This window comes from Inquilinus ginsengisoli (assembly GCF_050434925.1).
Classification (GTDB): domain Bacteria; phylum Pseudomonadota; class Alphaproteobacteria; order DSM-16000; family Inquilinaceae; genus Inquilinus; species Inquilinus ginsengisoli_B.
The window spans coordinates 6,028,876-6,051,262 of the sequence record NZ_JBNDJK010000001.1 but is presented as its reverse complement, the minus strand read 5'-3'; the positions used below and the strand labels follow the sequence as shown (position 1 = coordinate 6,051,262).

Below are 22,387 nucleotides of genomic sequence, written 5' to 3'. Positions count from 1 at the left end.
TTCTCCGCCCGCCGGGGCTGCCTCACGCCTTCGCGTCCTTGTCCCGCATCGCGGCCTCGCCGGCGTCCGACACCTCGACCCATTTCTTGTCGGGGGCGGCGCCGTCATCGTAGTTGTCGTGCCAGTTCCACCATTTGTAGGTCGGGGTCTGCGGATAGCCCGCGGGCGAATCCTCCCAGACCTCCTGCCGGCCCAGCGGCGTGATGTCGAGGTAGTTCCAGGTGCTCCCCATCTGCTCGTCGCCGCGGTTGTTGACGAAGTAGGTGCGGAACACGCGGTCGCCGTCGCGGAAGAACACGTTCGTGCCGTGCCACTCGTCCACGCCGAAATCGGCGTCGAAGCTGTCGGTGACGGTGAACCACGGTATCTCCCAGCCCATCCGCGCCTTCAGCCGCGCGATGTCCGCCTGGGGCGCCCGCGAGACGAAGACCAGAGTGGTGTCGCGGGCGTTCAGATGGGCGACATGGGCGACCTGGTCGGCCACCATCGAGCAGCCCCGGCAGGCGTGGTCGGGCCAGCCGAACACGCCCGGCTCGAAGAAGGCGCGGTAGACGATCAGCTGGCGCCGGCCGTCGAACAGGTCGAGCAGGCTGACCTTGCCCGCCGGCCCCTCGAAGGCGTAGGTCGCGTCCACCGCCATCCACGGCATCCGTCGGCGCTCGGCGGCGAGGGCGTCACGGGCACGGGTGTGGGCCTTCTCCTTCACCAGCAGCTGCTGGTGGGCGGCCTCCCACGCCTCCGGCGACACGACGGGGGGCGTCTGCATGGCGGACCCGGTCCGTCCGGTCTCGGTCGATCTGGTCATGGCTGTCTCCGAATTCGGGCGACGCCCGCGGCTGAAGCGCAAGGCCGCTCATCGCTCGGTGTTGATGGTGAGATCAGAGTGACGCCGGCCGCGGACAGCGGGGAGTGACAAGTGTGGCGCGAGTCCCACGCCAACCTGGGGATCGATCCCCGCCGCGGCGTGTTAGCGAAGTGACGCCGCCCGACGGGCCTTCGCCGACACCGCATCCGGACCGCCGATGATCAATTTCGACAATCTGTGGGCGTTGTTCGCCTTCTACGGCCTCAACGCGCTCTATGCGATCGTGCTGCTCGGCCTCGGCTGGTGGCTGGCGCGCTTCGTCGAGCGCTGGCTGCTGCGCCTCGCCGGCCGCAGCCGCCATGTCGACCCGACCATCGCCGATTTCCTGGCGTCGCTGATGCGCTACCTGGTGCTTGCGGTCGTCGTCATCGCCGTGCTGCAGATCTTCGGCATCCAGACCACCAGCCTGGTGGCGGTGCTGGGCGCCGCCTCCCTGGCCATCGGCCTGGCGCTGCAGGGCACCCTGTCCAACCTGGCGGCCGGGGTCATGCTGCTGATCTTCCGCCCGTTCAAGATCGGCGACGCAGTCGAGGTCGCGGGCAAGGCCGGCACCGTCCGGTCGCTGTCGCTCTTCATGACCGAGCTGGTGACGCCGGCGAACGTCCAGATCCTGCTGCCCAATGGCGCGGTCTGGGGCGCCGCCATCGTCAACAATTCGACCTATCCCGGCCTGGCGAAGATGGAGATCAGCTTCCCGGCGCCGGCCGGCCCGGCTGGCGAGGACCTGGCCCGCGACATCGTCGCCGCGCTGAAGGCCGATCCGCGCCTGGCGCCGGGGGCGGAGCCGGCCGTCGCCGTGTCGAAGCTGGTCGACCTGTCCAAGCCCGGTGCCGGGGTGGTCGAGTTGACGGTCAGCGCCCCCGTGGCCACCGGCGATGTCGGCGCGGTGAAGACGGCGCTGATGCAGCGGATCAACCAGAGTATCGGGGCCAGCATGGGGCGCCTGACCGCCGGCGGCCTTGCCTCGGACGCGCCCGCCTCCTAAAAACCGCGGGCAACCGGAAGATCTGCCCGCATGTCCTCGCTCGCCTCGAAGCTGACCGAAACCGTCGCCGCCGCCTTCGCAGCGGAAGGCCTGCCGCCTGAGCTGGGCCAGGTCATCGTCTCGAACCGTCCCGATCTCGGGCAGTTCCAGTGCAACGGGGCGCTGCCGGCGGCCAAGCGCGCGGGCGCCAACCCGCGCGAGATCGCGGAGAAGGTGGCGGAGCGGCTGAAGGCGGACCCGCAGTTCAGCGCCGTGTCGCTGGCCGGCCCCGGCTTCATCAACCTGTCGCTGACCGACGCGGTCCTGGCCGGCCATGTCGACGCCCAGGCGCGGGACGAGCGGATGGGCGTGCCGAAGACCAGCCCGGCGCGCCGGGTGGTCTTGGACTATGGCGGGCCGAACATCGCCAAGCCGATGCATGTCGGCCATCTCCGCGCCTCGATCATCGGCGACAGCCTGCGCCGGCTGTTCCTGTTCGCCGGCGACGAGGCGATCGGCGACGTGCATATGGGCGACTGGGGCACGCCGATGGGCATGGTGATCAGCGAGATCGCCCGCCGCCAGCCGGAGCTGCCGTATTTCGACCCCGGCTTCACCGGCCCCTATCCGGCTGAGAGCCCGGTGACGATGGAGGATCTCGAGGTCCTGTATCCCGCCGCCTCCCAGGCCTCGAAGGCCGATCCGGAGCGGATGGAGGAGAGCCGCCGCGCGACCGCGGAGCTGCAGGCGGGCCGGCCCGGCTACCGGGCGCTGTGGCAGCATTTCATCGACGTCTCGATCGCCGGCATGCAGCGCGAATTCGACGCGCTGGGCGTGCAGTTCGACCTGTGGAAGGGCGAGGCCGCGGTCCACGACCTGATCGAGCCGATGGTCGAGGACCTGAAGGCCCGAGGCCTGGCCGAGACCGATGACGGCGCCGTCATCGTCCGCGTCGCCGAGGACGGCGACAGGAAGGAAGTGCCGCCGCTGATCCTGGTCAAGTCGGACGGCGCCTTCACCTACGGCACCACCGACCTCGCCACCATCGTCGACCGGCATCAGTCGCTCGACCCGGAACTCGGCCTCTATGTCGTCGACCGGCGCCAGTCGCTGCATTTCGAGCAGGTGTTCCGCGCCGCCCGCAAGGCCGGGCTGAACCACCGCTCCGACCTGGAGCATCTCGGCTACGGCACCATGAACGGGCCGGACGGCAAGCCGTTCCGGACCCGCGCCGGCGGCGTGATGAAGCTGTACGACCTGCTGGACACCGCCACCGAGATCGGCCTGAAGCGGCTGGAGGAGGCGCATCTGGCCGAGGGCTATTCGGAGGAGGAGCGGCGCGAGATCGCCCGCCGGGTCGGCATCGCCGCGATCAAGTTCGCCGACCTGTCGAACAACCCGTCCTCGGACTACGTCTTCGACCTCGACCGCATGCTGCGCTTCGAGGGCAAGACCGGCCCCTACCTGCAATACGCGGCGGTGCGCGCCAGGTCGCTGCTGCGCCGGGCGGACGGGCAGGGCGACGCGCCCGGCACCATCCTGCCGGCGGCGAACGAGGCCGACCGGGCGCTGATGCTGCAGCTGGGGCAACTGCCCGACGCGGTGCGCAACGCCTATGACAAGCGGGCGCCGAACGAACTGTGCGACTTCGCCTACGCCCTAGCGCGGGAGTTCAGCCGCTTCTACGACGCCTGCCATGTGCTGAGCGAGCCGGATGCGGCGCGCCGCGCCTCCTGGCTCGGCCTCACGGCGCTGACTCTGCGGCAGCTGGACCAGGTGCTGGGCCTGCTCGGAATCGAAATTCCGGACCGTATGTAAACGAACAGAACTGGTGTATCGTCCGACCAAAGGCGGAACGACGGGGTATGCCTTGTCGTTTTACCATGAGGGCACAAAGCCCCGCCGCGGGCCGTCGTCCGCGGTCGATGGAAGAGGACGGGTTATCATGACCGGTACTGCCGACCGGAGCGCCGCGCTCAGCGCGTCCTGGGCCGCGCCCTGGGCGTCTGCCGTCGAATACTGGGTCGATGCCGCCCAGCGCAGCGTGCTGTTCTGGGACGTGATGCGCCAGCGCGGCAACCAGTATCTGGCGCATGCCGCAGACCCGACGCCGCATGTGCTGTCCTATGAGTTCGAGGTGATCCTCGACGGCCGCGCCATGGAGCGGCCCTGCAACTACATGCTGGTCCGGATCGTGCCGCCCGAGGGCGTGACGGTCGACCCGGACAAGCGGCCCTTCGTCGTCGTCGACCCGCGCGCCGGCCACGGCCCGGGCATCGGCGGCATGAAGCCGGAAAGCCAGATCGGCCGCGCCCTGCGCGCCGGCCATCCCTGCTACTTCATCGGCTTCCTGCCGGTGCCGGTTTCCGGCCAGACGCTGGAGGATATCGGCCGGGCCCAGGCCGAGTTCCTGCGCATCGTCGCCGAGCGCCACCCGAAGGCCGAGGGCAAGCCCTGCGTCATGGGCAACTGCCAAGCCGGCTGGGCGCTGGCGATGCTGGCCGCGGTCAAGCCCGGCATCGTCGGGCCGATGATCCTGGCCGGCGCGCCCCTGTCCTACTGGGACGGGCCGCGCGGCAAGAACCCGATGCGCTATCTCGGCGGCCTGGCCGGCGGCGGCTGGCCGGCGGCGCTCAGCGCCGATCTCGGCAACGGCCGCTATGACGGCGCCCATCTGGTGCAGAACTTCGAGAGCCTGAACCCGTCCAACACGCTGTGGTCCAAGCAGTATAACCTGTACAGCAAGATCGACACCGAGGTGGCGCGCTATCTCAGCTTCGAGAAGTGGTGGGGCGGCTACGTCCAGCTCAACGCCAACGAGATCGAGACCATCACCGAGGACCTGTTCGTCGGCGACAAGCTGGTGGCCGGGCGGCTTGAGACCTCCAGCGGCAAGCCGATCGACCTGCGCAACATCACCTCGCCGATCGTGGTGTTCTGCTCGCAGGGCGACAACATCACCCCGCCGCAGCAGGCGCTGGGCTGGATTCTCGACCTCTACGACTCGACCGACGACATCGTCGCCAACGGCCAGACCATCATCTACGCCATCCACGACGATATCGGCCATCTCGGCATCTTCGTCTCCGGCCGCGTCGCGGCGAAGGAACACAACGAGTTCATCCAGAACATCGACCTGATCGACACGCTGGCGCCGGGCCTCTACGAGGCGGTGATCGTCGAGAAGCAGGCCGACGACCCGAATGCCGCGCTGATCCGCGGCGACCATGTGGTGCGGTTCGAGGCGCGCAGCATCAACCACCTGCGCGCGCTGGGCATCAACACGGCGGAGGAGGACAAGGCCTTCGCCACCGCCGCGAAGGTGTCGGAGATCAACCGCGCGCTCTACACCAGCGTGGCCCGGCCCTGGGTCCAGGCCATGGCCAGCGAGCCGGCGGCGGAGCTGGGGCGGCGTCTGAATCCGCTGCGGCTGCAGTATTCGCTGTTCTCGAACCGCAACCCGGCGATGGCGCCGATCCAGGTCGCGGCCGAGCAGGTGCGCGAGAATCGCCGTCCGGCCGCCTCCGACAACCCGTTCCTGGCCTTCCAGGACCTGGTGTCGAGCCAGATCGTCACTGCGCTGGACGGCTGGCGCGACTTGCGCGACCGCTGGATCGAGAGCAGCTTCTACGCGATCTACGGCAACCCGGTGCTGCAGGCGATGCTGGGCATCGGCGACGAGACCCTGGCCGAGCGCCGGCCGCCGCGCCGGAACGAGCCGGAGGACGAGCGGGAGGCGCTGCGCGGCAAGGTCGCCGAGGGCGACATCCACGCCGCCGTGCTGCGCGCCATCCTCTACGTGATCTGGCCGATGCGGGCGGTGGACGAGCGCGGCTTCGCCACGCTGCGCCAGTTCTATGCCGACCGGCTGCCCGGGCACTGGACGTCGCTGGCCGAGTTCAAGGCGGCGATGCGCAAGCAGTACCTGATCCTGCGCTGGCTGCCGGAGGAGGCGATGACCGCCCTGCCGGGCCTGCTGCCGGACGACGCCGAGACCCGCGACGGCGCCTTCGCCGTGATTGAGGCGGCCGCATCCGCCGCCGGCCCGGTGACGGGCGAGGTCAAGCTGCGGCTCGACCGCATGCGTGAGGCCTTCGCCGCCATGGCGGACGCTCCCGCCAAGCCCGTCCGCCGCGGTCGCACCGGCCGGCCGCTGAAGGTGGTGAAGTAGGGGGCTAGTCCCCCTCGCCGTCATTGCGAGGAGGCAAAGCCGACGAAGCAATCCATGCCTCCGTTCGAGCTGCGCCATGGATTGCTTCGCTGCGCTCGCAATGACGGTGTTTGGGAGCAGAAGGGTCTCTGGCTGAACCCTTCACCGCTCGTGCCGTCCTGATTTGACGGTCCTTCTTGACTCTTGTGTTCCTAATTTGTTCTAATAACGAATGTCTGAAGCCGCGTCAGCCCAGACCCCGGACCGCCGCAGCCGCCGCCTGCGGGTCGGTCCAGCCCTCCGCTGCCACGCGCCGGAAGTCAGCCTCCGGCAGAGCCGCGACGCAGGGCACTTCCATCATCTCGGTCCACCAGGACACGATCTCGGCATCGGCGTCGAAGCCGATGAAATCGGCGCCGGCCTCGCCGGCCTCCATCGCCTCGTGCCGGCTGGTGCCGACCGTGACGCCGACGATCGCCTGGGCGCCGACGGTCTTGCGCGCCGCGGCATAGGCGCCGGGGCCGACGACGACGCCGTCGCAGCCCGACCGGGCCGCCAGCGCCGCGTCGTCGCGCAGCAGGAAGGCGACGCCGCCCTCCTGGGCGATGCCGCGCAGCCGCTCGATCGCGGCCTTGGCCGCGGCCGGGTCGGCGGGCACCGCCATCTCGACGCAGGCGACGTCGCCGGCGCCGAGGGCGGCCGCGAGCACCGCCGGATCGAGCTCCGGCGGGATCGCGATGTAGATGCGGGAATCGCTCAGGATCTATTCCTTGCCCTGGAAGATGCGGACCAGGGTGTCCAGCAGTTGCAGCGCCTCTTCCCGCGGCCGGCGGAAGCAGTTGCGGCCGATGATCGAGCCATTGCCGCCACCATCGCGGATGGCGCGGGCGTCGTCCAGCACCGAGGCGGTGTCCTTGGCGGCGCCGCCCGAGAACACGACGATGCGGCGGCCGGCGAAGCAGGAGCGCATGACCTCGGCGACGCGCTCGGCCTGGGTGCCGATCGCAATCTTCGCGCCGTCGAACTCCTTCTTCGCCTCCTTCTGCTCGATGAAATCGGTCGGCAGCTTGACCTTGATGATATGGGCGCCGAGCTGGCTGGCCAGATGCGCGGCATAGGCCACCACGTCGACCGCGGTCTCGCCGTCCTTGGTGATGTTGCCGCCGCGCGGATAGGACCACAGCACGGTCGGCAGGCCGACTGCCTTGGCCTCGCGGATCAGCTCGGCGATCTCCTCCATCTGCTCCAGCCCATGGTCCGAGCCGGGATAGATGGTGAAGCCGATGGCCGTGCAGCCCAGCCGCAGCGCGTCCTCGACCGAGCCGAAGATCGCCTGGTCGGCGTCTTCCTTCAGGCGCGACAGGCTGTTCGAGTGGTTCAACTTCAGGATGGTCGGCACCTGGCCGTACAGCTTGCCGGTCGAGACCTCGAGCTGGCCGAGCGGTGCGGCATAGGCGTTCAGCCCGGCATCGATCGCCAGCTGGTGGTGGTAGAACGGATCGTAGCCGCCGGGGTTGACGGCGAAGCTGCGGGCCGGGCCGTGCTCGATTCCCTGGTCGACCGGCAGGATGATCATCTTGCCGCTGCCGCCGAGGCGGCCGTTCATCAGAAGCTGCGCGAGCTTGGCCTTCACGGCCGGGTTTTCGCTGTCGTAGTTCGACAGGATCTTCTGCACGCGCGGGCTGATTCTCATCGTCCGTCTTCCTCGAGGCGGTGGGGGCGGTCGGCTGCAATCCCTAGCCGACCGGGTCGGCTTGTTCAACGCCGCCGGCGCACAAATGTTTCGTGATAAATGTACGACGAATTTCCCGGCCTCAGGCCGCTTCGGTCCGTGTCCGGATCGAGGATAGCATCAGGCTGGTTTCGGTCTGCGAGATGCCCTGGACCTGCCGGATCCGGCGCAGCGTCTGGTCGAATTCCTCCAGCGTCCCGGTCTCGATCTCGGCCAGGATGTCCCAGCGGCCGTTGGTCGAGTGCAGCGCCCGGACTTCCGGGAAACCGCGCAGCCGCTGCATCACCCGGTCGGCGGCCTGGCCCTCCACCTCGACCATGGTGATGGCGCGGATCGGGTTCGGCTGGCTGCCGGCCTTGACCACGATGGTGAAGCCCTGGATCACGCCGGTGTCGACCAGCCGGTCGATCCGCGCCCGCACCGTCGCGCGGGAGACGCCGAGCGCCGGCGCGAGGGACGAGACCGGTGTGCGGGCATCGGCCCGCAGCAGCGACAGCAGCTTGTGGTCGAGATCGTCCATTCTGATCAATGTGCCTTGCCAGTTTGCTCAGTACACTGAGCAAAATAGCCAAGATGCCATCTTTATGTCACCCCCTCCCGGGCGGATAATCGGATCTCACACCCCCGCGGACAGGGATTGCAGGACATGGACGGAACGCAGACCGATCGCGGACAGGATCGCCCCTCGCGCATCGCCCTGGTGGGCGCGCCGGTCGAGGTCGGGGCCGGGCATCGCGGCGCGGTGATGGGGCCGGCCGGGCTGCGCACCGCCGGCCTGCTGCAGAGCCTGCAGGGCCTCGGCTTCGAGGTCGAGGACCAGGGCGACCTGGCCCCGGCCAGGCCGCTGCCGGCCGTGACCGAGACGCCGCAGATGCGCTTCCTGCCGGAGATCGCGGGCTGGGCCCGGGTGCTGAGCGACCGCGCCTATGACCTGATGGGGCAGGGCGTGCTGCCGATCTTCCTCGGCGGCGACCACAGCCTGTCGATGGGCACCGTCAACGGCGTGCTGCGCCACTGCCGCGAGGCCGGACGCGAGCTGTTCGTGCTGTGGCTCGACGCCCATGCCGACTTCAACACCCCGGCGACCACGCCGTCCGGCAACATGCACGGCATGTCGGCCGCCCTGCTGTGCGGCGAGCCCGGACTGGACGACGTGTTCGGACCGGAGCCGCGCGAACGCCTGGACCCGCAGAACCTCACCATCCTCGGCGCCCGCTCGATCGACCGCGAGGAGCGGGCGCTGCTGCGCCGCCGCGGCGTCGAGGTGTTCGACATGCGCCTGGTCGACGAATACGGCGTCTCGGTGCTGATGCGCCGGATCCTCGACAAGGTCGCGGCGCGCAACGGGCTGCTGCATGTCAGCCTCGACGTCGACTTCCTGGACCCGTCGATCGCGCCGGGCGTCGGCACCACCGTGCCGGGCGGGGCGACCTACCGCGAGGCGCATCTGATCATGGAGATGCTGTACGACAGCGGCCTGGTCGGGTCGCTCGACGTGGTCGAGCTGAACCCCTTCCTGGACGATCGCGGCAAGAGCGCCCTGCTGCTGGTCGACCTGGTCTCCAGCCTGTTCGGGCGGCAGATCATCGAGCGGGTCGGTGCGGTCGAACGCGCCGCCTCGGGCGCGCTGTAGGACGGGAGCAGGACCATGACCACATCGGCGACCACCCTCATCGAGACCGAAGCCCGCCTCGGCGCCCACAACTACAAGCCGCTCGACGTCGTGCTGTCGCGCGGCGAGGGCGTCTGGGTCTGGGATGTCGACGGCAACCGCTATCTCGACTGCCTGTCGGCCTATTCCGCGGTCAACCAGGGCCATTGCCACCCGAAGATCCTGGCGGCGATGGTCGAGCAGGCGCAGAAGCTGACCCTGACCTCGCGCGCCTTCCGCAACGACCAGCTGGCGCTGTTCTATGACGAGATCGCGGCGCTCACCGGCTCGCACAAGGTGCTGCCGATGAACAGCGGCGCCGAGGCGGTGGAGTCCGCGGTCAAGGCGGTCCGGAAATGGGGCTACGAGGTCAAGGGCGTGCCCGACGGCCAGGCCGAGATCATCGTCTGCGAGAACAACTTCCACGGCCGCACCCTGGGCATCGTCGGCTTCTCGACCGACCCGGATGCGCGCGGCAATTTCGGGCCCTTCGCACCCGGCTTCAAGGTGGTGCCCTTCGGCGACGCCGCCGCCTTCGAGGCCGCGATCACCCCGAACACCGTGGCTTTCCTGGTCGAGCCGATCCAGGGCGAGGCCGGGGTGATGATCCCCCCGGCCGGTTACTTCAAGACCGTGCGCGCGCTGTGCACCCGGCACAACGTCACCCTGATCCTGGACGAGATCCAGACCGGGCTCGGCCGCACCGGCAAGCTGCTGGCCGAGGCGCATGAGGGCATCGAGGCCGACGTCACCCTGGTCGGCAAGGCGCTGTCCGGCGGCTTCTATCCGGTCTCCGCCGTGCTCTCGAACTCCGAGGTGCTGGGTGTGCTCAAGCCCGGCCAGCACGGCAGCACCTTCGGCGGCAACCCGCTGGCCTGCGCCATCGCCCGGGCCGCGCTGAAGGTGCTGGTCGAGGAGGAGATGATCGAGAATGCCGCACGCCAGGGCGACTATTTCCAGGCCCAGCTGGCCGGGCTGCGCAGCAACCTGATCCGCGAGGTGCGGGGCCGCGGCCTGATGCTGGCGGTCGAGCTGCATCCAGAGGCCGGCGGCGCCCGCCGCTACTGCGAGGCGCTGCAGAAGCGCGGCGTGCTGGCCAAGGACACCCATGGCGACACAATCCGCATCGCGCCGCCCTTGGTGATCACCCGCGACCAGGTCGACTGGGCGATGGAGCAGTTCGCCGCGGTGATGACCGGGACCGCGTGATCCCGGTCAGTCGCGCGGCGTCGCGGACGGCGGCGGCAGGATCCAGTCGTACTGCTGCCAGGGCTGCCGGGTCTCGGTGGGGGCGGGGCTCTTCTCCGCCGGCTTCTTCTCCGGCTCGGCGGCGCTCAGCGGCTTCGGCAGCTTGAAGTCGTACTGCTCGGCGAACAGCACCACGTCCTCGATGCTGTGGATCTGGTAGCGCTGGATGTTCGGGCCGTTGCGGGCATTGGCGTCGTATGTGCCCATCGGGTACTCGCCCTTGTCGTTCGGCTCGACCTGCAGGGCGTTGTCGATGAAGAAGTCGCGCTTGCGCACGGGCTGCTGGTAGAGCCAGTCGACCAGCTCCGGCAGCTCGTTCTCCTTGAAGCCCAGCCGCTTGCCCAGCGTCGGCAGCATCGCCAGGAAGGGCCGGCCCTCCTCGTCGCAATTGGCCAGGCTCTCGGGCTTGTCGACGTCGGGATAGGCCGATTTCAGCCAGGCACCCAGCATCGGCTCGTAGTGGTTCGAGGCCGCGACCCGGGTGTATTGCGACTTGCCGACGACGGCGATCGCGGTCAGCAGCCACAGCGCGCCGCCGGTCTTGGGGCCGACCGATTTCAGGCTGCCGACGATCGCCGGCAACCAACTCACGGCGTCGAGCGGGCGGCCATGCACCAGGGCCTCGGCGGTGGTGGCCAGGGTTAGCGGCATCAGGCTCTTGTCGAGGATCGGCCCCATGATCGGGGTCGGCTTGCCCAGCGCCACCTTCCAGGTCTTCCAGGCATTGCCGGCGAACCAGTAGCCCCAGGCGTTGTTGATCGTCTTCGGGTCCAGCGTCGGCGCGCCGGTGATCACGTCCAGCGTCTCCTTCGGCCGGATGAACTCGACCCCGCCGATGGCGGAGAACAGCGAGGTCAGCGGCGTCGCCGGCGCGCCCTGCATCGCCCGGATGAAGTCGTCGCTGTTGCGGACGATGAACATGCCGGTCGGCTGCTTCGGCACCTCGGCGCCGTTCTCGGCATCGGTGCCGAACTGCTGGATCAGCGTCACCGTCAGGTCGGGGTCGGCCCGCAGCGCCCGGCGCGCAGCGTCGCCCTTGCCCAGCTTCGCCGCGATCTCCGCTGCCGGGTCGTCCGCCGGCAGCTTGTCCAGCCTGGCCAGGAGCTGGTCGAGCTCCTTGTCGGGCAGGCTCTTGACCTGCTCGCGCTGGTCCTGCTGCACCATGCGGCCCCATTCGACCGCCGCCTTCGGGCTCAGCCGCACCGTCAGGTTGACGTCGCTGCCGTCGGTGTCGGCCTCCTTCACCAGGGTGTCGTGGGCCTCGTCCAGGGTGCCGCCACCGGGCAGCCCGTCGAGCAGCTCGCGCGGGGCGTTCTCGAGGGCGGCGCGGGTCAGCACCAGCGAGGCGCCGGCCTGGTCGACCTTGTCGACCAGCGGCTTCTGCTGCTCCAGCAGGCCCTGCAGCCCCGCCAGCCTCTGCTGGTCGTCGCTGCCGGCCGAGGCCACCTGGTTCGGGTACAGCACGTCGGATCTGAAGGTCTTGCCGGTCTCGCCGGCCTGCTTCACCTGCTGCTTCACCCCTTGGCCCGTCTGGTCCAGCAGCGTGCTGGCCGCATCGGCGTGGCCGTTCTTCTCGAGATGATAGGCGACCCGGATGGCCAGCGCCGGCGTGCGGCCGGCGGCGATGCTGTCCTTGAAGGCGCTGCCGAACTCCTGGACGAAGTCCGGCGAGATGGTCGCGCCGTTCCGCCCGGCCTTCTCGGCCATCGCCACCAGCTGGCTGGCATAGCGGTCGACCACGGCCTCGCCATCCTCCGTCCGGCCGGCGCGGTCGGACAGCGCCGACAGCGTGTCGATGGTCTTGGCGCCGCGCTGGGCGGGGCCGTCCGGATAGTCCTGGATCACCGTGTCCAGCGCCGACTGGACCTTCGGGTTGCCCAGGATCTGCGCCGCCCATTCCGGCGACACGGTGTGGCCGGGCCGGTCGCGCGTGACCTCCTCCGCCTTGGTCAGCTCGGGCGCGATGGCATCGCTGTATTCCGGCTCGGCGATGTCGCTATCGACCACCGTCTTCTGGTGCTTTGCCGCCAGATCGAGGATCGGCTTGGCCGGGTCCTCGGTCAGCAGCTGGCTCTGCGCATTCTTGATCGCCGTCTCATAGCCGGGATCGGTCTTCGCGCCCGTCTTCGGGCCGCCCTGGATCAGCAGGTCGGCCAGGCCGTCGATCGCCGCCTTGGGGTCGGGGCTGCCCTTGGACAGCGCCGCCAGCTGCTTCCCGGCATCGGCCTGCACCTGGCTCCAGTCACCGCTGTGCCGCGCCGCGGCGATCGAGACGCGCAGCGGCTCGAACACCGTGTCGAGATCGGACTGGGCGGACAGCTTGGCGCGTGAGGCGATCTCGGCGAAGCCCGGCTGGCGCCTGCCCAGCCCGGCGACCGGCTGCTCATGCGCGTCCAGCGCCGCTTTCAGCTTGGCCTTGTCCCAGGCGACCGGCAGCCCCGCCTCGATGAAGCCGGGCGCCAGCTGCAGCGCCGCCTTCTGCCGCAGCTCGCCCGCGGTCTCCGCGGCGACCCGCGAGCCCTTGTTCTGCGAGGCCTGCTCGACTGTCTTAGTCGCGTCTGTGATCTCCTTGAACAGGGCCTTGTCGACCAGGACCAGGGTGTCACCACGCTCGATCCAGCCGGGGTTCTTCGCCAGCTTCGGGTTCATCAGCGTCAGCTCGGCCAGGGAGAAGCCGTGCTCGCCCCCGACCTTGAGCGCCGATTCGCCGTTCTGGATGCTGTGGATGATGACGCCGCCGTCCAGGCGCGTGTCGGCCCGCTCGACGCTGCGCTGGAAGTCGGTCTTGGCAGTCGCCTGGACGGGCTTCAGCTGCGGCCATCTGCGGTTGTCGAGTGGAGTGACCATCCAGACGCCCTTCCAATGATGCCGACCAGCTTGGCCGATCAGGCAAGAAGAATCCAATCTCGAATTCCGGAATTACAGAGTGATTCGCCCTGTTCGACCGACACGGCGGCGACATTGAAGCAGACGGACGCGACGTCAGGCTTCCAGGAACTGGAAGAAGATCGAGGAATAATCTGCTTCTATTTGGATTTTCGGCGAATGCAATGATTCTGCAACGCTATGTCGTCCGGCCCGGACAGGCTCATTCCAGGGCGGAGCCGTCCTGGTGTAAGAGGGGGGGCATGGATGCCCTGACCGACCTCGCCATCGACGTGCTGGAGACGGCGGACCCGCTTCGCAAGATCGAGCTGAGCCATCAGGCTGCGGCGGCCTGGCGGCAGCGCGCGATCCCTGTGCTGGGCACGCGCCGCCCATCGCTGCGCCCGGCCCGGCCGGCGGCGCCGGAGCTGCGGCGGCCGGGAGACATGCCGAAGCGGCGGCTGGGCGGGGAGGCGGGGCGGATCGCCCTGCTGCACGCCTTGGCCCATATCGAGCTGAACGCGATCGACCTGAGCTGGGACCTGATCGCCCGCTTCGCCACGGCGGAGACGCCGGAGGGATTTTTCGACGACTGGGTCAAGGTCGCCGACGAGGAGGCGACGCATCACGGGCTGTTGTCGGTGCGGTTGAACGAGCTCGGCTCCGCCTATGGCGCCCTGCCGGCGCATGACGGGCTGTGGCAGGCGGCGGAGGAGACCGCGGAGGACCTGCTCGGCCGGCTCTCGGTGGTGCCGCTGGTGTTGGAGGCGCGCGGCCTCGACGTGACGCCGGAGACGGTGGAGCGGTTGGAGCGCGCCGGCGACGCCGACAGCGCCCGCATCCTGCACCGGATCTACACCGACGAGATCGGCCATGTCGCCGCCGGCCGGCGCTGGTTCGAATGGGAATGCGGCCGCCACGGCAGGGCGCCGATCCCAACCTATCACGAGCTGGTGCGGCGCTATTTCCGGGCCCGGCTGAAGCGGCCCTTCAACGTGCCTGCCCGCGACCTCGCCGGCTTCGCCGCCGCCTTCTACGAGCCGCTGGCGGAGTAGGGATACTCAACCCTTCCGCTCGTAGATCACATACAGCTTGCGGGCCGGCGTCAGGTTCCGCCAGGTGCCCTCGAAACCGGCCGGGATGACGAAGCTGGCCCCGGCCTCGAAGCGGCGAGTGTCGCCGTTGCCGTCGGCCAGCTCCACCGTGCCGGACAGCAGGTGGCAGAACTCCTCCTCGGTATAGTTGACGCGCCAGGCACCGGCCGCGCCCTCCCAGATTCCGGCGGAGAACTGGCCCGTCGGGTCGCTGTAGAAGTTGCGCGCCCTCTGCAGCGGATCGCCGTCCAGCACCTTGGTCGGGTCCGGTCGCCAGGTCGAATCCTCGGACCGGGCGGCGGCGAAGTCGATGATGTCGGCGGCGGTCTTGCTCATGCGGGCCTCGCTGGCGGGATGCGGCGAGACTGCCGGCTTCAACTGCGGCTGTCGAGGCTCCAGGACGGGCGGGCGAAGCGTTCGGCCAGGAAGTCGACGAAGCTGCGGACCTTGGCCGACAAGGTGCGGGCCGGCGGGTAGACGGCGTGGATGCCGATCTCCGGCAGCCGCCACTCCGGCAGCACCTGCACCATCCGGCCGGCGGCGAGGTCGGCGGCGGCGATGAAGTCCGGCTGCCGGGCGATGCCGTAGCCCTCACGGATCGCCGCCTGGATGGCGTCGCCGTTGTTGACCTGCAGCCGGGCGCTGACGCGCACGCGCACCTCACCCTCCGGTCCGGTCAGCACCCAATCGCCCCGGTCGCCGCCATAGGCATAGGCGATGCAGCGGTGCCGGGCGAGATCGAAGGGATGCACCGGTGTGCCGTGGGCTGCGAGATAGGACGGGGCGGCGCAGAGCAGGATGCGGCAGGGGGCGAGACGGCGGGCGATCAGCGAGGAATCGGCCAGCCGGCCGATGCGAATCGCCAGGTCGTACGCGTCTTCCACCAGATCGATGACCCGGTCGTTCAGGGTCAGGTCGACCGAGACCTCGGGATAGCGCTCGAGATAGGCGGCCATGGCCGGGGCGACATGCAGCACGCCGAAGCTCATCGGCGCGTTGACCCGCAGCAGGCCGCGCGGCCGGGCGTGCAGCGCCGTGGCCTCCTCCTCGGCCTCGGCGACGTCGGCGGTGATGCGCTGCGCCCGGCGATGGAAGGCGGCGCCGGCCTCGGTCAGGCTCAGCCGGCGGGTGGTGCGGTTCAGCAGGCGGGTGCCGAGCCGGGTCTCGAGATCCAGGATCGCCCGGCTGGCCAGCGCCCGCGACAGGCCGAGCTGCTCCGCCCCCGCGGCGAAGCTGCCGGCATCGACGATCCGCACGAACAGGTCCAGTGTGGTCAGGCGATCCATGATTGTCAAAAGTGGATCAACAATCTTTTGATGTCACGCCGGATTATCAAAATCGGCGGAAGGCGCAATATGAGCATCGGCGGATGGCCCGCCCGTGCCGCATATCCGCCTGGAGATCGATCATGTCCACGATGCCCGCGCTCTTCGTCTCCCACGGCTCGCCGATGCTGGCGCTATCGGATGAGCCGGCGGGTCGGTTCTTCGACGCGCTCGGCCCGTCGCTGCCGCGGCCGCATGCGATCCTGCTGGCCTCCGCCCATTTCGAGACCGAAGTGCCGACGCTGGGCGCGGTGCAGCAGCCGGAGACGATCCACGACTTCCACGGCTTCCCCGAGCCGCTGTACCAGGTCCGCTACCCGGCCACCGGGGCGCCCGGCCTGGCGCGCCTCGCCGCCGAGCGGATCGCCGCGGCCGGCCTGCCGGTCGCGATCGACGACAAGCGCGGCCTGGACCATGGCGCCTGGGTGCCGCTGCGCCGGATGTACCCGGCCGCCGACATCCCGGTCGCCACCCTGTCGATCCAGCCGCATCTCAACCCGACGCACCATTACGCGGTGGGGCAGGCGCTGCGCGGGCTACGTGAGGAGGGGGTGATGATCCTGGCCTCCGGGTCGCTGACCCACAATCTGCGAGCCCTGGACTGGCACGGCGGCCCGGACGCCCCGGTCTCCGGCTGGGCCCGGGCGTTCATCGACTGGGTGGCGGCGGCGGTGGACGAGGGCCGCACCGAAGACCTGCTGAACTACCGCCACCTGGCGCCCGAGGCGGTGAAGAACCATCCGGCGGACGAGCATTTCCTGCCGTTTTTCGTCGCCCTCGGGGCCGGCGACCTGCCCGGCCGCCGGCTCCATGCCAGCGTCACCATGGGCGCGCTGGCGATGGACGCGTACTCGTTCTAGAGACCAAGGGCCGGGTCAGGCTGCCAGCTTCGCCCGGCCCAGCGCGTCCTCCAGGCCGATCTCACCCCGGAAGCCGCCGGTGCCGCGGGCCGGTTCGCCGCGTTCGATGGCATGGGCGAACTGCACTGCCGGGTCGGCCTCCAGCCGCTCGAACAGGCGTTGCAGCCCCGGGTAGTCGCGGCGGTCGACCACGTCGTGATACTTGGTCCAGCGGGCGATGCCGATGAAATAGGCGTCGGCCAGCGTCCGGTCGCCCAGCAGCCAGTCCCGGCGGCCGAGCATCGCCTCCAGATCGGCATGGGCCTTCGCCACCTTGGCCGCGCCATAGGTCTTGAGCGCGTCGCGCTCCACACCCTCGGTGCCATGCTCCAGCGCGTACCACAGCGGGCTGAAGGCGTTGAAGAAGGCGGTGTTGAGAAAGCCCAGCGCCTGGTTCAGCCGGTCGAAGCCCGGCGTGCCCTGGGCGAAGGACAGGCCCTTGTCGATCCCGCGAACGCCGAGATGGTTCAGGATCGCCATGCTTTCGCTGACCAGCCGTCCGTCCGCCGTCATCAGCGTCGGCGTCTCGCCGACCGGGTTGAGGCGGCGATAGGCCTCGCCCTGCACCACCTCTGGCATCTCGATGCGGCTCAGCCGGTACGGCTCGCCGAGCCATTCCAGCGCCACGATCGAGCCGAAGGAGCAGCCCGACGGCACGCCGTAGAAGAGGATTGGTTCCATGATGGGGTTCCCTGAGTTTCGGTCACAGGAACATGCCTATGTGGACTTCGAGGCTGTAGCCGTGCTTTCGTGAACCCAAGGTCCACAGATATGGACAATGGATGTGCTCAACCTCAACGACCTGATCCTGTTCGTCCGGGCCGTGGACAGTGGCGGCTTCGCTGCGGCTGGGCGGCGGCTGGGGCTGCCGAAATCGACCATCAGCAAGCGTGTGGCGGAGCTGGAGGCGGCGCTCGGCGCCCGGCTGATCCACCGCACCTCGCGCAGCTTCGTGCTGACCGAGCTGGGGCGCGATTTCTACGACCATGCCCAGGCATCGATGATCGAGGCGGAAGCGGCCGAGGCCGTGGTCCGCCGCCGCCTCGCCGAGCCCAGCGGCACGGTCCGGATGACCGCCTCGGTGCCGACCGCGCAATCCCGGCTGTCCGAACTGCTGCCGGCGCTGGCCCGGGCCTATCCGAAGATCCGGCTGCAGTTGCATGTCACCGACCGCTTCGTCGACGTGGTGCAGGAGGGCTTCGACATCGCGGTGCGCAGCCACTTCGCGCCGCTGCCGGATTCCGAGCTGGTGCAGCGGCGAATGGCGGTCGAGCGGATCACCCTAGTGGCGGCGCCGGACTATCTGGCACACCGCGGCGTGCCGCAGGAGCCGGCGGATCTAAAGGACCATGACGGGCTGCTGACCGGCCCCTCGGCCACGGTCTGGCGGCTGCGCCACCGCGACGGCCGCGAGGCGCAGGTCGCACCGGCGTCCAGCTTCGTGGCCGATGAATCGATCGTGCTGCTGAAGGCGGCGGCCGCCGGGCTGGGCATCGCCTGCCTGCCCGAAACCATGACCGCCGACGCACGCGCCGACGGCATGCTGGCGGAGATTCTGCCGGGCTGGCGGGCGGGAACGGTATGGACGACGCTGCTGACGCCGTCCCGACGCGGCCAGCTTCCTGCCGTCCGCGCCGTCATCGACTTCCTGGCGAAGGAGGCCGGGTAGCTGATCTCATCGAGAGGAGGCGTCGCGGCTACCTCTTCCACAAATTGCGGAACGACCATATTTCTGGTGTAGGCTGACCGACAACAACCGACAGGTTCCGGCCTACATATGACCGACGAAACCACCAACCTGGTGCTGGAGCACCTGAAGCGAATGCAGGCCGAACTGACCGCAGCGCGGGAGCGCGATCAGGAGATCCTGTCGCGGCTCGCGCAAATCGAGATCGGCTTGGCCCGGCTCGCCCGCGATCAGGCGTCGAACTATGCCGAGACGATCGAAGACCGGCACGTCGTCGACAAGATCAAATCTCGGCTCGACCGCATCGAGCGGCGGCTCGACGTGGTGGAGCATCCGCCTCAATAGCAGCCGTCGGCGCCGCGGCTACCCTTTCGCCGCGGCCAGCACCGCTTCGACGTGGCCGGGCACCCGCACGTCGCGCCACAGGCCGCGGACGATGCCCTGCTCGTCGACCAGCACCGTGGACCGGTCGATACCCATGTATTTCCGGCCGTACATCGACTTCTCGACCCAGGCGCCGTAGCGCTCGACCGTGTCGTCGTCCTTGGCCGAGGCCAGGGTGAAGGTCAGGCTGTATTTCGCCGCGAACTTGTTCAGCGCCGGCACCGGGTCCTTGGAGATGCCGATGATCGCGGCGTCGACGCCCTCGAACTCCGGCAGCGCGTCGTTGAACCCGCAGGCTTCCTTGGTGCAGCCGGAGGTGTCGGCCTTCGGATAGAAGTAGACGATCACCTTCCGGCCGCGCAGGGCCGAAAGCGAGACCGTCCCGCCGCCCGCCTTGGGCAGAGTGAAATCGGGGGCGGGCTTGCCGATCTCGACGGTCATGGGGAGCACTCCAGACGGGGTTCGCTGCGCTTGACTAGGATGCCGCAGGCTTGGAGGCAAGCTCGTCCATCGGCGGCGGCCCGATCAAACGATCGAACACGGCCATGACCTCGGCGGCTTGCCGCCGCATCCCGGCCGCGGCGGCGTCGAGATCCTCCGGCGGGTCGGCGGCGGCGTCCTCGGCCACGGCGCGCAGCAGGCCGCGGATCATGGCGTCGGAGGCCTCGGCCGGGTCAAACTTGTCCTCGACGGCGAAGCGCAGGAAGGCCTGCACCCGCTGCCAGGTCGCCAGCGCCCGCAGCAAGGTCTCGGCCTCTGCATCGGGCAGGGCGCCGGCCGCCACGGCGCGACGCAGCACCTCGGCGGTGGCCTGGTACAGGATCTCGGGATGCTCGGCGGCGTGCCGCAACTGCAGGTACTGGGCGATGAACTCGATATCGACCAGCCCGCCGCGGAAATGCTTGATGTTCCAGACATCGCCGGTGTCGCGCTGGCGCGCCATCCGGTCGCGCATCTCGGCGATGTCGCGGCGCAGCTTGTCCGGGTCGCGGGACAGCCCCAGCAGCGACCGGATCTCGGCTTCGATCCGCTCGCGCAGCGGGCCGTCGGCGTGGATCACCCGGGCCCGGGTCAGGGCCATGTGCTCCCAGGTCCAGGCGTCGCCGCGCTGATAGGCACTGAAGGCCTCCAGGCTGGTCGCCAGCGGCCCGGCATTGCCGGAGGGGCGGAGCCGCATGTCGACCTCGAACAGCGCGCCCTGCGCCGTCGGCGCGGTGATCGCCGAGACAAGGCGCTGGATCAGCCGGGTGTAGTAGACCATCGGCCCGATCGGCTTCTCGCCGTCCGACATCTGATCGGCGCCGGCATCGTGGATCATGATCAGGTCGAGGTCGGAGCGGATGGTCATCTCCCGCCCGCCGAGCTTGCCCATGGCGAGCAAAGCCAGCCCGCCTTGCGGGAAGCGGCCGTGCCGCCGCGCGAACTCCGCCTCCACCCGCGGCACCAGGGCCTGCAGCGCCACCTCGGTGACGTCGGACAGGAAGGCGGCGCAGGTCGGCGTCTCGGACAGGCGGCGCAGGATATGCACCGCGGCGCGGAAGCGCTGGTCGTTGGTCCAGCGCCGCAGCACGTCGAGCATGTCCTCGAAGTCGCGCGCCGTCGCCAGCTCCGCCGCCAGTCGCTCCTGCAGCCGCTCGCGCCCCGGCAGGTTGCTGAAGAAGCCCGGCGCCAGCACCGCCTCCAGCTGGCCGGCATGGGCCGTCAGATAATCCGCGATCCGGCCGCCGAAACCGAGTATGTCGATAAGAAGATCAAGGAGATCTGGGTTGACGTTAAACAAAGCGAAGAGTTGGACGCCGGCCGGCAGCCGGGCCAGGAACCCGTCCAGCCGCTGCAGCGTGGCGTCGGGGTCGGAGGTGCCGCCGATGATCGACAGCAGCCGCGGCACCAGCCCGGTGATCAGGCCGCGCGCCCGCTCGCTGCGCAGGGCCCGGTAGCGGCCGTGCAGCCAGCCGCGCACCACCGCGATCGCCTCGGACGGCCGGGCGAAGCCCAGGCGCTGCAGCGTCTCGACCGTGCCGGGATGGTCGTCGACGCCGGCGAAGACCAGGGTGACGGCGCCCTCCGGCGGCCGATCCTCCTGGAACAGCTCGGCATAGCGGCTCTCGACCAGCCGCAGCGTGTCGGTCAGCGTGGTGCGGAACGACGCCGGGTCGGGGAAGCCCAGAAAGGTGCCCAGCGCGTCGACCTCGCGCGGATCCTCCGGCAGCGCATGGGTCTGGTGGTCCTCCAGCATCTGGATGCGGTGCTCGACCCGGCGCAGGAAGCGATAGCATTCAGCCAGGCTGGCGGCGGTGCCGCGGTCGACCCGGCCGGCCTCGGCCAGCGTGTCCAGACCGGCCACCGTGCCACGCAGACGCAGCTTCGGCTCGCGGCCGCCGAAGATCAGCTGCTGCATCTGCACGAAGAACTCGATCTCGCGGATGCCGCCGCGGCCGAGCTTCAGGTCGTGGCCCTCGATGGCGACGGTGCCATGGCCGTGATGGTGGTTGATCTGCCGCTTGATCGCGTGGATGTCCTGGATCGCCGCGAAGTCGAGATTGCGGCGCCAGATGAAGGGGGCGAGGAAGTCGAGGAAGTCGTCGCCGGCGGCGCGGTCGCCCGCCACCGGCCGGGCCTTGATCATTGCCGCGCGCTCCCAGCTCTGCGCCAGGCTGGTGTAGTAGCTCTCGGCCGCCGCCAGCGATACCGCCGGCGGCGTCGCGCCAGGGTCGGGCCGCAGTCGCAGATCGGTGCGGAACACATAACCGTCGACCGTCCGCTCCTCCATGATCCGCACCAGGTCGCGGGCCATCCGGGTGAAGGTCTGGCCCAGGTCGTCCGGCCGGTCGGTCGGCACCTTGTCGGCGTCGTAGAGGATGATCAGGTCGACATCGCTGGAATAGTTCAGCTCACGCGCGCCCAGCTTGCCCATGCCCAGCACGATCAGCCCGGACGCGTCCGGCGCCACCGCCTCGGGGCGCAGCAGGCCGCGCGCCGCGGCGCGCGCCAGGAGATGGGCGACGGCCAGGTCGAGGGTGGCTTCGGCGAGGTCGGACAGGGCGCCGGTCACCCGCTCCAGCGGCCACTGCCCGCCGATATCCGCCAGCGCGATCAACAGGGCGATGCGACGCTTGGCCAGCCGGAACGCCTGCATCAGCCGGGTGGTGTCGGTCTCGGCGGCGGCGTCGGCGCGCAGCGCCGCCAGCTCGGCGGCGACCGCGGCATCCGGTCCGTCGGCGAGGAAGCGCCGGACCGTCGCCGGGGTCTTCAGCGCCAGCTCGGTCAGGTAGGGGCTGCCGCCGAACAGGGCCTCCAGCAGCGCGCGCCCCTGCGGCTCGGCGGGCAGCGCCACGGCAAAATCGCGAAGCTCGGGATCGGATTGCTCGGTCGCGCGTTCAAGCCACCGTTCGACTCCGCGCCGGGCACGGTCGGGATCGCCCGCGCGGGGCCAGACGGCATCAGCCAATACGCTGTCGGAACGTGGCATCGCGCTGTCCATGTGCCTAAGGTGCGGGCGCAGCATCGGGGTCCCGCGGGGATG

Annotated in this window: 19 protein-coding genes; 9 read left to right on the top strand and 10 right to left on the bottom strand. The window is 69.6% G+C overall.

Features of this window, described 5'->3' with window-relative positions; all coding sequences use genetic code 11:
- Nucleotides 1–22: 22 nt before the first annotated feature.
- Entirely contained in the window at nucleotides 23–805 is a 783-nt protein-coding gene (locus tag QFZ27_RS28905) for a DUF899 domain-containing protein (RefSeq protein ID WP_429229906.1), read from the bottom strand.
- Nucleotides 806–1,022: 217 nt separating this feature from the next.
- Here QFZ27_RS28905 and QFZ27_RS28900 point away from each other — a divergent pair, with 217 nt between their 5' ends.
- From QFZ27_RS28900 to QFZ27_RS28890, 3 genes are all read left to right on the top strand, one after another.
- Nucleotides 1,023–1,850, top strand: coding sequence for a mechanosensitive ion channel family protein (locus QFZ27_RS28900; protein WP_429229905.1), 828 nt, complete (start codon nucleotides 1,023–1,025; stop codon nucleotides 1,848–1,850).
- Nucleotides 1,851–1,880: 30 nt separating this feature from the next.
- Nucleotides 1,881–3,647, top strand: coding sequence for an arginine--tRNA ligase (gene argS, locus QFZ27_RS28895; RefSeq protein WP_429229904.1), 1,767 nt, complete (start codon nucleotides 1,881–1,883; stop codon nucleotides 3,645–3,647).
- A gap of 127 nt (nucleotides 3,648–3,774) precedes the next feature.
- On the top strand, nucleotides 3,775–6,000 hold the full coding sequence (locus QFZ27_RS28890; RefSeq protein WP_429229903.1) for a DUF3141 domain-containing protein: 2,226 nt from the start codon (nucleotides 3,775–3,777) through the stop codon (nucleotides 5,998–6,000).
- 226 nt (nucleotides 6,001–6,226) lie between these two features.
- Here QFZ27_RS28890 and QFZ27_RS28885 read toward each other — a convergent pair whose 3' ends face one another.
- From QFZ27_RS28885 to QFZ27_RS28875, 3 genes are all read right to left on the bottom strand, one after another.
- The gene (locus tag QFZ27_RS28885) at nucleotides 6,227–6,688 is read right to left on the bottom strand and encodes a thiamine phosphate synthase (RefSeq protein WP_429229902.1); all 462 of its coding nucleotides are present in this window, start codon (nucleotides 6,686–6,688) and stop codon (nucleotides 6,227–6,229) included.
- A gap of 54 nt (nucleotides 6,689–6,742) precedes the next feature.
- Complete coding sequence (locus QFZ27_RS28880) at nucleotides 6,743–7,672, bottom strand: class I fructose-bisphosphate aldolase (protein ID WP_429229901.1); 930 nt, start codon at nucleotides 7,670–7,672, stop codon at nucleotides 6,743–6,745.
- Nucleotides 7,673–7,793: 121 nt separating this feature from the next.
- The gene (locus tag QFZ27_RS28875; RefSeq protein WP_429229900.1) at nucleotides 7,794–8,231 is read right to left on the bottom strand and encodes an Lrp/AsnC family transcriptional regulator; all 438 of its coding nucleotides are present in this window, start codon (nucleotides 8,229–8,231) and stop codon (nucleotides 7,794–7,796) included.
- A 126-nt stretch (nucleotides 8,232–8,357) separates the two neighbouring features.
- Between QFZ27_RS28875 and rocF the strand changes: the two genes are divergently transcribed.
- Both rocF and rocD read left to right on the top strand, forming a co-directional pair.
- Nucleotides 8,358–9,344, top strand: a complete 987-nt coding sequence (gene rocF / locus QFZ27_RS28870) for an arginase (protein ID WP_429229899.1) — start codon at nucleotides 8,358–8,360, stop codon at nucleotides 9,342–9,344.
- A gap of 15 nt (nucleotides 9,345–9,359) precedes the next feature.
- On the top strand, nucleotides 9,360–10,571 hold the full coding sequence (gene rocD / locus QFZ27_RS28865) for an ornithine--oxo-acid transaminase (RefSeq protein ID WP_429229898.1): 1,212 nt from the start codon (nucleotides 9,360–9,362) through the stop codon (nucleotides 10,569–10,571).
- 6 nt (nucleotides 10,572–10,577) lie between these two features.
- Here rocD and QFZ27_RS28860 read toward each other — a convergent pair whose 3' ends face one another.
- The gene (locus QFZ27_RS28860) at nucleotides 10,578–13,457 is read right to left on the bottom strand and encodes a hypothetical protein (protein ID WP_429229897.1); all 2,880 of its coding nucleotides are present in this window, start codon (nucleotides 13,455–13,457) and stop codon (nucleotides 10,578–10,580) included.
- Between the two features lie 281 nt (nucleotides 13,458–13,738).
- Between QFZ27_RS28860 and QFZ27_RS28855 the strand changes: the two genes are divergently transcribed.
- Nucleotides 13,739–14,530, top strand: a complete 792-nt coding sequence (locus QFZ27_RS28855) for a ferritin-like domain-containing protein (protein ID WP_429229896.1) — start codon at nucleotides 13,739–13,741, stop codon at nucleotides 14,528–14,530.
- Nucleotides 14,531–14,536: 6 nt separating this feature from the next.
- Here the strand turns inward: QFZ27_RS28855 and QFZ27_RS28850 are convergent, their stop codons facing one another.
- Together QFZ27_RS28850 and QFZ27_RS28845 are read right to left on the bottom strand one after the other, a co-directional pair.
- Nucleotides 14,537–14,905, bottom strand: coding sequence for a cupin domain-containing protein (locus QFZ27_RS28850; RefSeq protein WP_429229895.1), 369 nt, complete (start codon nucleotides 14,903–14,905; stop codon nucleotides 14,537–14,539).
- Between the two features lie 38 nt (nucleotides 14,906–14,943).
- Nucleotides 14,944–15,855 carry a LysR family transcriptional regulator gene (locus QFZ27_RS28845; protein ID WP_429229894.1) on the bottom strand — a complete coding sequence of 304 codons (912 nt, stop codon included), beginning with the start codon at nucleotides 15,853–15,855 and terminating at the stop codon, nucleotides 14,944–14,946.
- Nucleotides 15,856–15,977: 122 nt separating this feature from the next.
- On the opposite strand from QFZ27_RS28845, the gene QFZ27_RS28840 reads away from it, so the two are divergent.
- A complete protein-coding gene (locus QFZ27_RS28840; RefSeq protein ID WP_429229893.1) occupies nucleotides 15,978–16,754 on the top strand; it encodes a dioxygenase family protein in 777 nt (258 codons plus the stop codon).
- Between the two features lie 15 nt (nucleotides 16,755–16,769).
- On the opposite strand, the gene QFZ27_RS28835 is transcribed toward QFZ27_RS28840, so the two are convergent.
- Nucleotides 16,770–17,474 (bottom strand): glutathione S-transferase family protein, encoded by a 705-nt coding sequence (locus QFZ27_RS28835; RefSeq protein WP_429229892.1) that lies wholly within the window; start codon nucleotides 17,472–17,474, stop codon nucleotides 16,770–16,772.
- A 97-nt stretch (nucleotides 17,475–17,571) separates the two neighbouring features.
- Here QFZ27_RS28835 and QFZ27_RS28830 point away from each other — a divergent pair, with 97 nt between their 5' ends.
- Entirely contained in the window at nucleotides 17,572–18,462 is an 891-nt protein-coding gene (locus QFZ27_RS28830) for a LysR substrate-binding domain-containing protein (protein ID WP_429229891.1), read from the top strand.
- Between the two features lie 108 nt (nucleotides 18,463–18,570).
- On the top strand, nucleotides 18,571–18,825 hold the full coding sequence (locus tag QFZ27_RS28825) for a hypothetical protein (RefSeq protein WP_429229890.1): 255 nt from the start codon (nucleotides 18,571–18,573) through the stop codon (nucleotides 18,823–18,825).
- Nucleotides 18,826–18,843: 18 nt separating this feature from the next.
- Here QFZ27_RS28825 and QFZ27_RS28820 read toward each other — a convergent pair whose 3' ends face one another.
- Together QFZ27_RS28820 and QFZ27_RS28815 are read right to left on the bottom strand one after the other, a co-directional pair.
- The gene (locus QFZ27_RS28820) at nucleotides 18,844–19,305 is read right to left on the bottom strand and encodes a peroxiredoxin (protein WP_429229889.1); all 462 of its coding nucleotides are present in this window, start codon (nucleotides 19,303–19,305) and stop codon (nucleotides 18,844–18,846) included.
- Nucleotides 19,306–19,339: 34 nt separating this feature from the next.
- Nucleotides 19,340–22,333 (bottom strand): bifunctional [glutamine synthetase] adenylyltransferase/[glutamine synthetase]-adenylyl-L-tyrosine phosphorylase, encoded by a 2,994-nt coding sequence (locus QFZ27_RS28815; RefSeq protein ID WP_429229888.1) that lies wholly within the window; start codon nucleotides 22,331–22,333, stop codon nucleotides 19,340–19,342.
- Nucleotides 22,334–22,387 lie beyond the last annotated feature (54 nt).